The following is a 13872-nucleotide window of genomic DNA, read 5'->3' as shown; positions in this document are numbered from 1 at the left end:
GGCTACTCCGCAGCCTGAGCGAGCGAGGTGTTGGTGAAGAACGCATCATAGCCAAACAGGGCCGCCGATCCGCCGGTATGCAAGAACACAACGCGTTCGCCCTTTTTGAAGTGTCCTTTGCGTGCGTAATCAATGAGACCAGCGGCACCCTTGCCAGAATAGACTGGGTCAAGCAGGATGCCTTCTAGCTCGGCAAACATGCGAATTGCCTCCAGCGTGTCCTGACGTGGCAATCCATAGCCCTCACCCACATAGCTAGTGTCGGCACGCACATCCTCTCGGGTAACGATGCCCGAACAGCCGAGCTTATCAGCTGTTTTACACGCCAGATCGAACACCATCTGCTCTTGCTTCGGCTGGGGCGCGCGCGTGCCAAATCCAAGCAGCGGGATACCCGCATTCAACGCTTTCAGTCCGACGATGAGGCCTGCCTGTGTGCCTGATGAACCGGTGGCGTGCACCAAATGATCAATCACCAAACCGCTCTCATTGGCTTGGCTCAGCAACTCCAAGGCGCAGTTCACATAGCCCAGCGCACCGGTAGGATTGGACCCACCACCAGGGATGACATAGACGGTCTTGCCATCGGCACGCGCGGCCTGCGCTGCTTTTTCCATCTCGCCTGGCATGTCATGCCCGCCAGGGAATTTGGCTGTCGTTGCCCCATGAAGGTGGTCGAGCAGAACATTGGCATTGTCATTATAGTTGTGGTCGTCGTAGCCGGTCCTGTCTTCCAGCAAGATATGGCATTTCATGCCAAGCTTGGATGCGAAGGCTGCCGTTTGCCGCGCGTGGTTCGACTGGGTCGCCCCCTGCGTCATCACAATATCGGCATTCATGGCCTCCGCTTCGGCCATTAGAAACTCTAGCTTTCGCGTTTTGTTGCCGCCCGTCGAAAGCCCCGTGCAATCGTCTCGCTTAATCCAGATTTCAGGTCCGCCAAGCTCCTTGCTCAACCGCTCCATGGGTTCAAGCGGTGTCGGCAAATGCGCGAACTTAAGCCGGGGGAAGCGGGCGAGGTGCATGATCACTCCTTTGTCGAAAATTGCACCATTGCAGTTTTGCTGACCAAAAAAACCAATGCAAATTCAAAATTTTTGATCTAAAATGCAAAACATGCAACTTAGAAGATCATCATGCGATTAGAATGGCTTGAGGACATCCTAGCGGTCGCCGACACGGGGTCCTTCACAGAAGCGGCTGACAGACGGCATCTCACCCCATCGGCCTTCTCTCGCCGCATCCAACAGATCGAAGAGCATTTGGGGGTTGAGCTTTTCGACCGTACCCGTAAGCCGATCCAGTTGAAGCCAACAACCGATGAGAACAAGGACGAGATTGCCAAGCTGGTTGGCAATTTACGCCAGCTTGCCACCGACCTACAGCGCAGCAGTCGCTTGTCGGGCAACCGCTTGGTTATTGCCAGTCAGCATGCACTCACCGCAGCCTTCACACCGCGTCTTTTACAAGTCGTCCAAAGCCGCCACAGTGAGCTCTACGTGCGTCTGCGGTCTGCTAATCTAGACGATTGTTTCAGCTTGCTTTTGGCCCGGCACGCCGATCTGGCCATTCTCTATCAGGTGCCTGATCAAAAGCTTGATCAGTCCGCCGATTTTCTCCAAACGCGCACCATTGGCAAAGACACGTTGGTTCCAGTGTTCTCAGCAGCAAACAAAGCTCTGCTCAACGAACACTTTTCGTCTGGCCAGCTGCCGATCATCGCCTACCCAAACGATGTATTCTTGGGCCAGGTGATGGACCGCACGATCCTGCCACGTGTCCGTAGCTTGGCGGACGCAGTACCGCGGGTCGAAACCGCGCTCACCTTGGCGGCTTTGGAATTTGCCGTTTCAGCCATTGGTGTGGCCTGGGTTCCGCTTTCGCTGGCACGCAAGGAACTTGCCTCTGGGAGCCTGCATGACCTTTCAGCCACTCTGCCGAGCTGCGACCTGACGATCACCGCAGCTCGCCTTAACGACGAAACCACCAAAAGCGAAGACCTGATGTGGACGCTTCTGGAGTCCCTGCCCATCGACGGGGCTGAAGCGAAATGCGGCACGATGCCAGGACCTGTTCAATCCGCCTGAACAAGCGTATCTGAGAAACGCTTGATCTGCGCATTTGCGTTCAGATCCCTGTCTGTTTGAGTGCCGCTCTCTTGTTTCATTTTGTTAAATACAACGCCCGCTGGCTCGGCGCAGGCTTTCTGCTGACCTTCGCATCGGGTTTTGGCCAAACCTGGTTCATCTCTCTGTTTGCCGGGTTCATCAAACAAGAGCACGCATTAACCGATGGCCAGTGGGGCAGCCTCTACACCGTCGCAACGCTAGCATCCGCAGCCCTCCTTTTCTGGCGCGGCTCTTTGGCCGACAGCATTCCGCTCTACAAACTTGCTCCCTCTATCACTCTCGGATTTGCGGTCGCGGCCCTTGGTATGGCGCTCTCACCATGGGTTTGGATGCTTGGGTTGTCTCTGTTTGCGCTGCGGTTTTGCGGTCAGGGCATGTTTTCGCACATCGCGATGACAGCCATGGGTCGCTGGTTTGAAGCACGGCGTGGGCAGGCCGTTGCCATCACCAATCTGGGTCATCCAACCGGTGAAGTGATGTTGGCCTTAACCGCTGTGCTGGCAATCGGCCTGCTCGGTTGGCAGACCACATGGCTCGTCGTTTCAGGCATCCTCATCGTGATCGTTCTGCCAAGCCTCTATTGGCTGCTGCATGAGGGTCGAACCGCGCAAGGCAAGCGCGTCCAAAACGGCACACCTGGCCTGGGTGGCCGACATTGGACGCGGCAAGACGCAGCGCGACACTGGCTGTTGCCAGCCCTGCTGCCTGTTCTGTTGACCCCTGGGTTTATCGGCACGGTGATCTTCTTCCATCAAGTCCATGTGGCCGATGTTAAAGGCTGGACGCTGCTTGCCATGGCACCAGGCTACACGGTGTATGCAGGTCTTTCGGTTGCTTTTGGCTTCCTAAGTGGATGGGCCAGCGACAGATTTGGTGCGCAAAAGCTGCTGCCGTTTTTGTTGGTTCCAATGGGACTTGGTATTGCTGTTGTCGGACCGGCAGATCATGTGGGCATGTGGTACCTGGCACTTGGGCTCATTGGCATCACACAGGGCATCAACAGCGCTTTGCTCGGCGTTCTTTTTCCGCTTGTCTACGGCACCGCGCATCTCGGCTCGATCCGATCCATGGCGACAACCATCATGGTTGTCTCCACCGCCATAGGGCCCGGCGTCACAGGGCTGTTGATTGATAAAGGCATCACATTCCCAGCACAGGGCCTCACCATGGGGGCTTGGTGTTTGTGCCTGTCGGTCGGGTGCGTGGTCATTGCTCGTCGCCTGACGCGAGAACTGTCCGAAACGGGCGCAGAAACAGACTTTGCGCTTAAAACGAACCAGGGCCCAAGATCAAACTGATCCCGGGCCCTGGAACGTGTCAAAACCGATGGTTCTGACGGGAGGAAGGCTTAAGGCCGTGTGCTTACTGCCAAGACTGGATTAGCTCATCATAGCTGACAGTCATTGGCTGCTCATCTTCGTTCTCAAGCTCAGCTTTGGGAGAACCTGGCTGGCTTAGCCAGAACTCTGGGTCCATTTCCTCGTTGAGAACAGGACCTAGATCACCCTGAACACCAGACCGTTCAAGGCGCTCCAGAACACGCTCTTGCTCAGCGCAGAGATTGTCGAGAGCCTCTTGGGCCGACAGAGCGCCCGAGGAAGCATCACCAATGTTCTGCCACCAAAGCTGCGCCAGACGTGGGTAGTCAGGTACATTGGTACCGGTTGGCGACCATTGCAGGCGCGCTGGTGAACGATAGAACTCGACAAGGCCGCCAAGGTTCGGCGCACGCTCAGTGAAGCTCTCATGGTTGATCGTCGATTCACGGATGAATGTCAGACCAGCATGGGACTTCTCAAGATCAACCGTCATGGAGGTGACAAATTGAGCGTAGAGCCAAGCCGCCTGGGCGCGGTCCACTGGAGTCGACTGCATCAGCGTCCAGGAACCAGCATCCTGATAACCGATTTTCATGCCCTCTTCCCAGTAAACGCCGTGCGGGCTGGGCGCCATGCGCCAACGCGGTGAGCCATCTTCATTGAGCACGGCAGCAGCACCCTCACCCACCATGTCGGCGGTGAAAGCAGTGTACCAGAACATCTGCTGAGCAATGCCGCCCTGCGATGGGATCGGACCGGATTCAGAGAAGTTCATACCCGCAGCAGCCGGTGGTGCGTAGCTGGTCAGCCAATCGGTGTATTTCTCGATGGCGTAGACAGCTGCTGGACCATTGGTGGCACCGCCACGAGCAACGCAGGAACCGACAGGTTGGGAGTCATCGTTCACACGAATGCCCCACTCATCGACCGGTAGACCATTGGGCTCACCAACGTCTCCCATGCCAGCCATCGACATCCACGCATCGGTGAAGCGCCAGCCGAGGGATGGATCACGACGGCCATAGTCCATGTGGCCGTAAACGTCGCCTTCATGGCCCATATGCGAGAGATCACGACCCGTAAAGAACTCGGCAATCTGCTCATAGGCGGTCCAGTTTACCGGCACACCGAGCGGATAACCGTACTCGGCTTCAAAGTCGGCCATGTTCTTTTCATCGGTGAACCAGTCGTAGCGGAACCAATAAAGGTTCGCGAACTGCTGGGTCGGCATCTGATAGAGCTTGCCATCAGGACCCGTGGTGAAGTCCAGACCGATGAAATCATCAAGGTTCAGTGTTGGGCTGGTTACATCAGCGCCTTCACCGGCGATCCAATCGGTCAGGTTGCGTACCTGTTGGTAGCGCCAGTGCGTACCGATCAGATCGGAGTCGTTCACATAGGCATCATAGATGTTTTCGCCGGTCTGCATCTGCGTCTGCAGACGCTCAACCACATCGCCCTCGCCGATGAGATCGTGAGTGACCTGAATGCCGGTGATTGCGGTGAAAGCAGGCGCCAGCACGTTGGCTTCATACTCGTGGGTTGTGATCGTTTCCGACACGACACGAATTTCCATCCCTTGATAGGGCTCAGCGGCATCAATGAACCACTGCATCTCAGCTTCTTGATCAGCACGGCTAAGCACGGAGCGCTCGATCTCCGCATCTAGAAACGCGGTGGCAGCATCCATGTCGGCAAACGCCGGCATGACGGGCAACAGCCCTGCCGTCAGCGCAAGCACTGAGGTTGTTCTAAGGATTGACTTCATTGTTTCCTCCCAAAGGATTGGAACAGTTTGGTTTGAAGCGGCCGGTTTGTTGACACCGGTCCGCCTGGGTTTGGCCCGTCACACCCAGCGAAAAACCGCCGCGGCATAAACAAGGCAGGCAAGCAGCGCATAGGGCTGCGGTCCGACCTCCAAGCCCAGCCAGGCTAGATTGATGAAGGCTGAGCCGAGAAGCGTGATGAACAACCGATCACCACGGGTCGTTTCGATCCGAAGAACACCGACGCGGGGTGTCTCCGGGAACTTGATGGCAAGCACCGTGAAGGTGAGAAGCAAAAGCGCGATAACGCCGAAGAAGATCGCCGTTTGCGACGTCCACGCCATCCAGGAAAGGTCCATGTGTTTCTCCTTTCGAGCCGAGCTTTAAACGCGCCCCAAGGCAAAGCCCTTGGCGATGTAATTGCGCACGAAGTAGATCACCAAAGCGCCCGGCACGATGGTCAGAACACCGGCAGCGGCCAGCACACCCCAATCAATGCCCGAGGCGCCAACGGTGCGAGTCATGATGGCCGCAATTGGCTTGGCTTCGGTGGCTGTCAGCGTGCGTGAGAGCAGCAGTTCCACCCATGAGAACATGAAGCAGAAGAACGCTGCCACCCCGATGCCAGAGGCAATCAACGGCATGAAAATTTTCACGAAGAATTTTGGGAATGAGTAGCCGTCAATGTAGGCGGTCTCATCGATCTCCTTGGGCACGCCGCGCATGAACCCTTCCAGGATCCAAACCGCCAGCGGCACATTGAAAAGCGTATGCGCCAGCGCAACCGCGATATGCGTGTCAAACAAGCCAACCGAGCCATAAAGCTGGAAGAACGGCAGCGCGAACACAGCGGGTGGGGCCATGCGGTTGGTCAGCAACCAAAAGAAAAGGTGTTTATCGCCCAAAAAGTTGTAACGGCTGAACGCATAAGCGGCAGGCAACGCAACCGCCAAACTGATGACCGTATTCAGCGTCACGTAGATAATCGAGTTCACATAACCCATGTACCAGCTGGGGTCGGTGAGGATCGTTACATAGTTCTCGAACGTCAGATTGTTTGGCCAGATTGTCAGCCCGCCAAGAATCTCTGCATTGGTCTTCAGGCTCATATTGATGAGCCAATAGATCGGCAGGAAGAGGAAGATCAGATAGATCGCCATCACGATGGCTTTGCGGTTGATCATCACACGCCATCCTTCTTGTCGATATTGGTCATCACCGTGAAGAACACCCAGGAAATCAAGAGGATAACCAGGAAGTACATGATCGAGTAAGCCGCCGCTGGCCCAAGGTCGAGTTGGCCAAGAGCAATCTTCACAAGGTCGATCGAAAGGAAGTTGGTCGAGCTGCCAGGCCCACCACCGGTGACCACAAAGGGCTCGGTGTAGATCATGAAACTGTCCATGAAGCGCAGCAGGATTGCGATCATCAGCACGCCCATCATCTTGGGCAATTCGATGTACCGAAACACGCTCCAGCGGCTCGCCTGGTCGATTTTTGCAGCTTGGTAGTAGGCATCAGGGATCGACTGCAAACCGGCATAGGCCAGCAGAGCGACCAGCGACGTCCAATGCCAAACATCCATCAGGATCAGCGTGAACCAGGCATCAAACGCGTCCTGTGTGTAATTGTAGTCAATGCCAACAGCATCGAGCGTGTAACCAAGCAAGCCGATATCGACACGGCCAAAGATCTGCCAAATCGTGCCCACCACGTTCCAGGGGATCAGCAACGGCAGCGACATCACCACCAAGCAGAACGAAACCCAGAAACCTTTCTTGGGCATGTTCAGCGCGATGTAGACGCCAAGGGGAATTTGGATCAGCAGGATGATGCCGGAAAACATCAACTGCCGCCCGAAAGAGGCCCACATGCGGTCCGACTGAAGAGTCTCTCGAAACCATTCCAGGCCAGCAGGGAAGAAGACATTGTTCCCGAACGTGTCCTGTACAGAATAATTCACCACCGTCATCAACGGGATGATGGCCGAAAACGCCACCAGCACCAGAACGGGCAGTACTAGGAACCAAGCCTTTTGATTGTCCGTCTTGTTCATCAGGCGGCCTCCCCTTTTTGCTCTTCCAGGGGCGCCACACGCCAGTCATCGGCATAAACATTGATCTTGGCCGGGTCGAAAGTGACTCTTACGTCAGAGGAAGGAACAGCCTGCTCTTCGCTGACGATCGCGCTTATGCTGTCGCCGCCCAAATCAAGGCGAACAATCTTGTGCCGACCAACATCTTCCACCCGCTCAATGCTTGCAGGAAGACCGTCACCACCGCTGGCAACTTTCACAAACTCAGGCCGAACGCCGATCTGAACCTTGCCGCTGGCCGAACCATACCCAACCCCTAAATCCACGGTGCCAGCTGTGATCTTGGCCATGGCACCTTCAAGTGAGGCATCCAGCAAGTTCATCCCTGGAGAGCCGATAAAATAACCCACAAAGGTGTGCTCGGGGCGTTCAAACAACTCTTCAGGCGTGCCGATCTGGACCACGCGACCGTCATACATAACCACCACCTTGTCAGCGAAGGTCAGTGCCTCGGTCTGATCGTGGGTCACGTAAATCATGGTGTGACCGAACTCATGGTGCAGTGACTTCAACTGTGTACGCAGTTCCCACTTCAAATGCGGGTCGATAACCGTCAGCGGCTCGTCGAACAAAAGCGCGTTGACATCCTCACGCACCATGCCGCGACCGAGTGAAATCTTTTGCTTGGCATCGGCGGTCAGACCTCGCGCCTTGCGATTAAGGCCGTCTTCCATTCCGATCATCTTAGCCACCGTCTGCACACGCTGCGCGATGTAAGCCGCATCGGCGCCACGGTTGCGCAGCGGAAACGCAAGATTATCGCGCACGGTCATCGTGTCGTACACGACCGGAAACTGAAAAACCTGAGCGATGTTGCGCTCGGCCGTCGGTGCATGGGTGACATCATCTCCGTTGAAGAAGATCTGCCCTTGGCTCGGCTGTAGCAATCCAGAGATGATATTGAGCAGCGTGGTCTTGCCACAGCCCGATGAACCAAGCAGCGCATAGGCTTCACCATCGGTCCATTCATGGTTCATCTCTTTAAGCGCATAGTCCTCCTCACCCTTAGGATTGGGCAGATAAGAATGCGCGAGATTTTCAAACGTGATCTTGGCCATACCTACGCAGCCTCCGCGTATGGAGCCGGTGCAACCAGTTCGCCATCCTGGGAGAAGATGTAGGCGTGGTCGGTATCCAGATAGACCTTCAGCTCTTTCCCCAGCTCCAACTCGTGAACACCATGGATCAGCCCGACCCATGGCTCCCCATGATGATCCAGATGCACAAAAGTCTCCGAGCCCGTGATTTCAGTGACCGATAGCTTGGTGTTGAATTCCATGGCGCCATCGACGTGGCGGTGCAGCTCAACGTGATTGGGGCGGAAGCCGGCCAGATATTTACCGTCCGACACGCCTGTCAGTTGCTTGACCGCTGGAGCCGTCTGACCATCGCCGAAAGACAGCGTGTCGCCTGTCTTTGTCACGGAGAGAAAGTTCATTGGCGGATCAGAAAAAACACGCGCCGTGGTGGCAGTGTTGGGCTGGCGATAAACATCGGGGGTTGGCCCAAACTGGGTGATTTTGCCTTCCCACATGGCAGCTGTGTTACCGCCCAGCAGTAGCGCCTCCTCCGGCTCGGTCGTGGCGTAGACAAAGATCGCTCCAGACCGCTCAAAAATTTTGGGAATCTCGACGCGCAGCTCTTCGCGCAGCTTGTAATCAAGGTTCGCCAGTGGCTCATCAAGCAGCACCAAACCGGCATTCTTCACCAGTGCCCGCGCCAAAGCACAGCGCTGCTGCTGGCCACCGGAAAGCTCAAGCGGCTTGCGCTGGAGCATTGGCGTTAGCTTCATCAACTCAGCGACGTCTTGAACCGCCTTATCGATCTCACCAGCGCTCATTTTCAAAAGACGCAAAGGTGATGCGATGTTCTCGTAGACCGTCATCGACGGGTAGTTGATAAACTGCTGATAGACCATGGCGACCTTGCGGTCCTGCACCCGCTGACCGGTGACATCTTCGCCGTTCCAAATCACCCGCCCTGTGTTGGGCGCGTCCAAGCCAGCCATCAGCCGCATCAGCGTGGTTTTGCCCGACAGGGTCGGCCCAAGCAGCACGTTCATTGTGCCGCTCTGCAGCTCCAGATCGGTTGGGAAGATGTGCGTCGTTCCAGCAACGGACTTTGAGACACCTTCAAGAACAAGTGACATTACCGCCCTCCCCCGAGTGCGCTTGTTTTGGCGGCCGAAACATCGCTTGACCGCTGAGCGCCATTTGTTGCCATCCAACCGTCAAGCGTTGCGATCTCGTCGGTCGTCAGCTTCAACCCGAGTTTGCTGCGCCGCCAGACCACATCGTCCGCTGTCAGTGCGTACTCATTGTCCATCAACCAGCGCACCTCACGCTCACTCAGCGTGGCACCAAAATCTTCGCCAAGATCAGCAGGGCTTTGAGAACCCGCCATAAGTTCAGCAGCTTCCGTGCCGTAAGCTCGCACCAGACGACGCGCATGAGGCTCATCCAAAAACGCGTGGCTCTGCCGCAAATCACTCACCAAGGCGTCGAAGCCATCAACGGGAAAGTCGCCCCCTGGCATTGGAACACCAGCAGTCCAAGGACCTGGCAGACTGTCGAAATGCTCACCAATCAGATCGAGCGCGCTTTCAGCCAAACGGCGATAGGTGGTGATCTTGCCGCCAAAGCAATTGAGGATCGGCGCACCGCCAGCCGCATCCACTTTCAGCGTGTAGTCGCGCGTGGCAGCCGTCGCAGAACTTGCCCCGTCATCATATAGCGGGCGAACACCGGAATAGGCCCACACCACATCATCAACGGTCACTGGTTGCTTGAAATACTGGCTGGCGAATCGCAGCAGATAATCGCGTTCCTCTGCTGTGCATTCCGGTTCAATTGATACATCCTGATGCTCTGCATCGGTCGTTCCAATCAGCGTGAACTCACCTTCGTAAGGAATGGCGAAAATTATGCGCCCGTCAGTGCCCTGGAAGAAATAGCACTTGTCGTGATCGTAGAGTTTGCGCGTCACAATATGGCTGCCGCGAACCAGCCTTACGCCTTCTGAGGAGTTCAAACGCACTTTCTGGTGAATGATATCGCCAACCCAGGGTCCACCCGCATTAACGATCATCCGGGCTCTGAACTGGTGTTGCTCACCCGTGGTGACATCTTCGGTCTTAACAACCCAATGGTCAGGATGACGTTCAGCACCGACAACCTTGGTGCGTACCATGATCGATGCACCGCGCGCCTCAGCGTCACGCGCGTTGAGCACCACAAGCCGAGAGTCTTCAACCCAGCAATCAGAATACTCGTAGGCGCGTTCAAACCGATCTTTGATAGGCTCGCCCTCCGGCGCCTGCCGCAAATTGATTGTCGTCGTCCCAGGCAAAATCGCCCGCCCACCAAGGGAATCATAAAGAAAAAGGCCAAGGCGAATAAGCCAGGCTGGGCGCCGCCCTTTCATCCAGGGCATGATGGTGTTCAACAGCTTGGATGTTGGCGTTTCACTCTCAAAGCGCATGTCCTTGTGATAGGGCAAGACAAAGCGCATCGGCCAACTGATGTGCGGCATCGCTCGCAACAGAACCTCGCGCTCAATCAGCGCCTCGCGGACCAGCCGAAACTCAAAATATTCCAGATAGCGTAGGCCGCCATGAAAAAGCTTGGTGGAACCAGATGACGTTGCTGAGGCCAAATCGCCCATCTCAGCCAACACCACGGTCAAACCACGGCCGGCTGCGTCGCGCGCGATCCCGCATCCATTGATACCACCGCCGATCACAAAAAGATCTTGGACATCCGATGTGCCTTGTTTAGTCGGCACCTGAGCCTCCCGCCTCAGTTTTTTTTCAAACATGACAGGCTTAGTAAGAAAAAGGAAGATAGCTTTTTTCGTTTTTTTTCGTTTTGATTATCGCACTGTTATATCGACATTTTTTATCCCGAAAAGGCTTCCGAAATCGTCGATTTAATAGAAACTTGTCTCAAGTCGCAGCCTATAAACATCCAACGACGCCTGCGAAACGAATATCGAAAAGAAACGCGCAATTGATGCATAACTTGCGAGCAACAACCGAAGGTGATGATATCGTCACCAGCAGTGGAGACGTCAAAAGTGGCCCAGACATTCAGACAAGTTGAGATCGTGGATGTCATCCGCCGCGAAGGTAAAATCACCGTCGAAAGCCTGGCTGACCGCTTTGACGTAACGCTGCAAACCATCAGGCGCGATCTGTCAGATCTGGCAGAGGCCGGAAAGATTGAGCGTGTTCACGGCGGAGCGATTCTACCATCGGGAACGGCCAACATTGCCTATGAGCAACGCCGGAACCTGAACTATGAAGGCAAGTTGGAGATCGCCCGCGCCTGCGCAGCAGCTCTGCCCCATGACTGTTCAGTTTTCATCAATTTGGGCACAACCACAGAGGCGGTCGCACGCGAGCTCTTGTCTCATCGTGACATGCTGGTCGTCACCAACAATATGAACGTGGCGACAATCCTCATTCCCAACGATGAGTGCCAAGTGATTGTGACCGGCGGCACTTTGCGTCGTTCAGATGGCGGTTTGATCGGAAACTTGACCACCAACACGATCGAGCAGTTTAAGTTCGACTATGCGATCATCGGCTGCTCAGCGCTTGATCATGAGGGCGACATTCTGGACTTCGACATCCAAGAGGTGGGCGTCACCCAGCACATCATCAATCAAGCGCGAGACGTCTTCCTGGTGGCCGATCACATCAAATTCCAGCGCAAGGCGCCGGCGCGCATTGGTTCGTTGGCCGATATTGAATGCTTCTTCACCGACGAACCGATCCCTGCTGATCTCGCCAAGGCGTGTGAAGCTTGGGGCACTGAGGTTTTTGTCGGTGAGGCGGATGTGGACGCCGCGAAATACAGCGCCCAACAAGACGTCGCCTAAGCCGCCTGCCGCAAACCCAGCATCGCACGTGCTTGATCGGGTGTCGCAACCGGTCGCTCGTGGCGCTGGCAGATGTCGACAACACGCTTGATCAAGGATGCATTTGAGGGCGCGAGCGTCTCTTTGTCGAGCCGGACATTGTCTTCCAAACCGGCACGGGCGTGCCCACCAGCGGCCACAGCCCATTCGTTGAGCTTGATCTGTGCTGGGCCAATACCGGCAGCGCACCATTCGCCACCCGGCACCAGGCGCTCGACGGTTTTCACATAATAGTCGAACACATCCTTGTCGGCCGGCATCGCATTCTTCACGCCCATCACGAATTGAATGTACGGTGTCTGGGGGATGCGCCCATCAGCGTGCATCTTGGCCGCCTGGTGAATGTGCGAAAGATCAAAGGCCTCAATCTCCGGCTTCACCTCATAGGTGCGCATCTCTTCGGCCAGCCAGTCGATCAGGTCTGGTGGATTTTCATAAACCCGGTTTGGGAAATTGTTAGAGCCGACCGACAGCGATGCCATGTCGGGCTTTAGCGGCAGCATGCCTCCGCGCTCATGCCCAGCACCAGACCGTCCACCGGTTGAAAATTGGATGATCATGCCGGGGCAATGCTTCTCCACGCCCTCTTTCAGGCGCGCAAACTTCTCCGGGTCGCTCGATGGTGTTTGGTCGTCATTGCGCACATGCGCGTGCAGGATGGCGGCACCAGCCTCAAAGGCCTCATGGGTGGATTCAACCTGCTCATCCACAGTGATCGGAACTGCCGGATTGTTGGCCTTGGTCGGCAACGACCCGGTGATCGCAACGCAGATAATGCAGGGTTTTTGATCGGTCATTTAGTCTTGCTCTACCATGATGAAATCGAAAGAGGATTTCCACATCGTATCACCCTCTTCGCCAGGTTCCATGGTCGAAATGAGTGATGCTTTGACACCAAACACCGCATCGGACGTCAGCCACTCGTCGCCATCAACAAAGGTGTGGGTGATGATCCGCTCATAGCCTGGTGCACTGACGATGAAATGCATGTGCGCCGGCCGGTTGGGATGGCGGCCAAGCGCGGCCAGCATCTGCCCAACCGGGCCGTCATCGGGGATAGGATAGGCGACAGGGCGAATGCCGCGAAAGCTGTAGGTTCCATCAGAGCTGGTCGTAAAGATACCGCGATTATTGAACTTTGGCTGTACGTCAGGCTGTTGCACGTCATAGTAGCCATCGGCGTTGTCGCACCACACATCGATGGTCGCATTTTCGATGGGGCTGCCTTGTCGGTCGATCACCCGGCCTTCAAACAGGCAGCTCTCGCCTTTTCCATCCAGTGAAATGATCTGGCCCATCGGATAGTGTGGTGCATCGGCCACGTGGAACGGGCCAAGCACCGTGTTTTCGGTCGCACCGCTTGGTCTGCGATGGTTGATGGCATCCACCAGCATCGAGACCCCAAGCGTGTCACTGAGCAGAATGAATTCTTGCCGGTTCTCATCGCACATCTGACCTGTGCGGGTCAGAAAATCGATGGCAACGCCCCACTCCTCCTGGGTCAGCTCCACATCTTTGGCGAAAGCATGCAGGTGCTTCACCAGCGATGCCATCACCGTCGCCAAACGCGGATTGACGTCCTCGCCCATACGGCTGTTGACGGCACTTTCTGATGTTTCTTCGGTAAACAAGGCCATGGAAAC

General features: G+C 55.8%; 13 protein-coding genes. 3 read left to right on the top strand and 10 right to left on the bottom strand.

Annotated features, from left to right (window positions below; all coding sequences use genetic code 11):
* Positions 1–2: 2 nt before the first annotated feature.
* Complete coding sequence (locus tag ABWH92_RS10495; RefSeq protein ID WP_375568114.1) at positions 3–1025, bottom strand: D-cysteine desulfhydrase; 1023 nt, start codon at positions 1023–1025, stop codon at positions 3–5.
* A 111-nt stretch (positions 1026–1136) separates the two neighbouring features.
* On the opposite strand from ABWH92_RS10495, the gene ABWH92_RS10490 reads away from it, so the two are divergent.
* Positions 1137–2087 (top strand): LysR family transcriptional regulator, encoded by a 951-nt coding sequence (locus ABWH92_RS10490; RefSeq protein ID WP_375568112.1) that lies wholly within the window; start codon positions 1137–1139, stop codon positions 2085–2087.
* Positions 2088–2158: 71 nt separating this feature from the next.
* Positions 2159–3427: an MFS transporter gene (locus ABWH92_RS10485; RefSeq protein WP_375568110.1), complete on the top strand. Its 1269-nt coding sequence runs from the start codon at positions 2159–2161 to the stop codon at positions 3425–3427.
* 64 nt (positions 3428–3491) lie between these two features.
* Here ABWH92_RS10485 and ABWH92_RS10480 read toward each other — a convergent pair whose 3' ends face one another.
* The 7 genes from ABWH92_RS10480 to glpD all read right to left on the bottom strand — a co-directional run bounded on the left by ABWH92_RS10480 (position 3492) and on the right by glpD (position 11092).
* The gene (locus tag ABWH92_RS10480; protein WP_375568108.1) at positions 3492–5216 is read right to left on the bottom strand and encodes an ABC transporter substrate-binding protein; all 1725 of its coding nucleotides are present in this window, start codon (positions 5214–5216) and stop codon (positions 3492–3494) included.
* A 78-nt stretch (positions 5217–5294) separates the two neighbouring features.
* Positions 5295–5573 carry a DUF2160 domain-containing protein gene (locus tag ABWH92_RS10475; RefSeq protein ID WP_375568107.1) on the bottom strand — a complete coding sequence of 93 codons (279 nt, stop codon included), beginning with the start codon at positions 5571–5573 and terminating at the stop codon, positions 5295–5297.
* Between the two features lie 24 nt (positions 5574–5597).
* Positions 5598–6398: a carbohydrate ABC transporter permease gene (locus ABWH92_RS10470; protein WP_375568105.1), complete on the bottom strand. Its 801-nt coding sequence runs from the start codon at positions 6396–6398 to the stop codon at positions 5598–5600.
* Positions 6398–7270 (bottom strand): carbohydrate ABC transporter permease, encoded by an 873-nt coding sequence (locus tag ABWH92_RS10465; protein WP_375568103.1) that lies wholly within the window; start codon positions 7268–7270, stop codon positions 6398–6400. The genes ABWH92_RS10470 and ABWH92_RS10465 overlap by 1 nt, the downstream gene beginning before the upstream one ends.
* Positions 7270–8367, bottom strand: a complete 1098-nt coding sequence (locus ABWH92_RS10460) for an ABC transporter ATP-binding protein (RefSeq protein ID WP_375568102.1) — start codon at positions 8365–8367, stop codon at positions 7270–7272. Before ABWH92_RS10460 ends, ABWH92_RS10465 begins: the two co-directional genes overlap by 1 nt.
* A gap of 2 nt (positions 8368–8369) precedes the next feature.
* Complete coding sequence (locus tag ABWH92_RS10455; protein WP_375568100.1) at positions 8370–9458, bottom strand: ABC transporter ATP-binding protein; 1089 nt, start codon at positions 9456–9458, stop codon at positions 8370–8372.
* Positions 9458–11092 (bottom strand): glycerol-3-phosphate dehydrogenase, encoded by a 1635-nt coding sequence (gene glpD / locus ABWH92_RS10450; protein ID WP_375568099.1) that lies wholly within the window; start codon positions 11090–11092, stop codon positions 9458–9460. The genes ABWH92_RS10455 and glpD overlap by 1 nt, the downstream gene beginning before the upstream one ends.
* Positions 11093–11350: 258 nt before the next feature.
* On the opposite strand from glpD, the gene ABWH92_RS10445 reads away from it, so the two are divergent.
* Entirely contained in the window at positions 11351–12190 is an 840-nt protein-coding gene (locus ABWH92_RS10445) for a DeoR/GlpR family DNA-binding transcription regulator (RefSeq protein ID WP_375568097.1), read from the top strand.
* On the opposite strand, the gene ABWH92_RS10440 is transcribed toward ABWH92_RS10445, so the two are convergent.
* Together ABWH92_RS10440 and ABWH92_RS10435 are read right to left on the bottom strand one after the other, a co-directional pair.
* Positions 12187–13026 (bottom strand): 3-keto-5-aminohexanoate cleavage protein, encoded by an 840-nt coding sequence (locus ABWH92_RS10440; protein ID WP_375568095.1) that lies wholly within the window; start codon positions 13024–13026, stop codon positions 12187–12189. The genes ABWH92_RS10445 and ABWH92_RS10440 overlap by 4 nt on opposite strands.
* Positions 13027–13866 (bottom strand): intradiol ring-cleavage dioxygenase, encoded by an 840-nt coding sequence (locus ABWH92_RS10435; RefSeq protein WP_375568094.1) that lies wholly within the window; start codon positions 13864–13866, stop codon positions 13027–13029.
* Positions 13867–13872 lie beyond the last annotated feature (6 nt).

The organism is Ahrensia marina (genome assembly GCF_042140245.1).
Lineage (GTDB): Bacteria > Pseudomonadota > Alphaproteobacteria > Rhizobiales > MH13 > MH13.
This window is presented reverse-complemented; position numbering and strand designations above follow the sequence as displayed.

What these genes read in the sequence shown, in the direction of transcription:
- ABWH92_RS10440 (WP_375568095.1), bottom strand. Translation starts at nt 13,026, where the DNA reads ATGACCGATCAAAAACCCTGCATTATCTGCGTTGCGATCACCGGGTCG.
- ABWH92_RS10495 (WP_375568114.1), bottom strand. Translation starts at nt 1,025, where the DNA reads ATGCACCTCGCCCGCTTCCCCCGGCTTAAGTTCGCGCATTTGCCGACA.
- ABWH92_RS10445 (WP_375568097.1), top strand. Translation starts at nt 11,351, where the DNA reads ATGATATCGTCACCAGCAGTGGAGACGTCAAAAGTGGCCCAGACATTC.
- ABWH92_RS10435 (WP_375568094.1), bottom strand. Translation starts at nt 13,866, where the DNA reads ATGGCCTTGTTTACCGAAGAAACATCAGAAAGTGCCGTCAACAGCCGT.
- ABWH92_RS10490 (WP_375568112.1), top strand. Translation starts at nt 1,137, where the DNA reads ATGCGATTAGAATGGCTTGAGGACATCCTAGCGGTCGCCGACACGGGG.
- ABWH92_RS10465 (WP_375568103.1), bottom strand. Translation starts at nt 7,270, where the DNA reads ATGAACAAGACGGACAATCAAAAGGCTTGGTTCCTAGTACTGCCCGTT.
- ABWH92_RS10470 (WP_375568105.1), bottom strand. Translation starts at nt 6,398, where the DNA reads ATGATCAACCGCAAAGCCATCGTGATGGCGATCTATCTGATCTTCCTC.
- ABWH92_RS10480 (WP_375568108.1), bottom strand. Translation starts at nt 5,216, where the DNA reads ATGAAGTCAATCCTTAGAACAACCTCAGTGCTTGCGCTGACGGCAGGG.
- ABWH92_RS10455 (WP_375568100.1), bottom strand. Translation starts at nt 9,458, where the DNA reads ATGTCACTTGTTCTTGAAGGTGTCTCAAAGTCCGTTGCTGGAACGACG.
- ABWH92_RS10460 (WP_375568102.1), bottom strand. Translation starts at nt 8,367, where the DNA reads ATGGCCAAGATCACGTTTGAAAATCTCGCGCATTCTTATCTGCCCAAT.
- ABWH92_RS10475 (WP_375568107.1), bottom strand. Translation starts at nt 5,573, where the DNA reads ATGGACCTTTCCTGGATGGCGTGGACGTCGCAAACGGCGATCTTCTTC.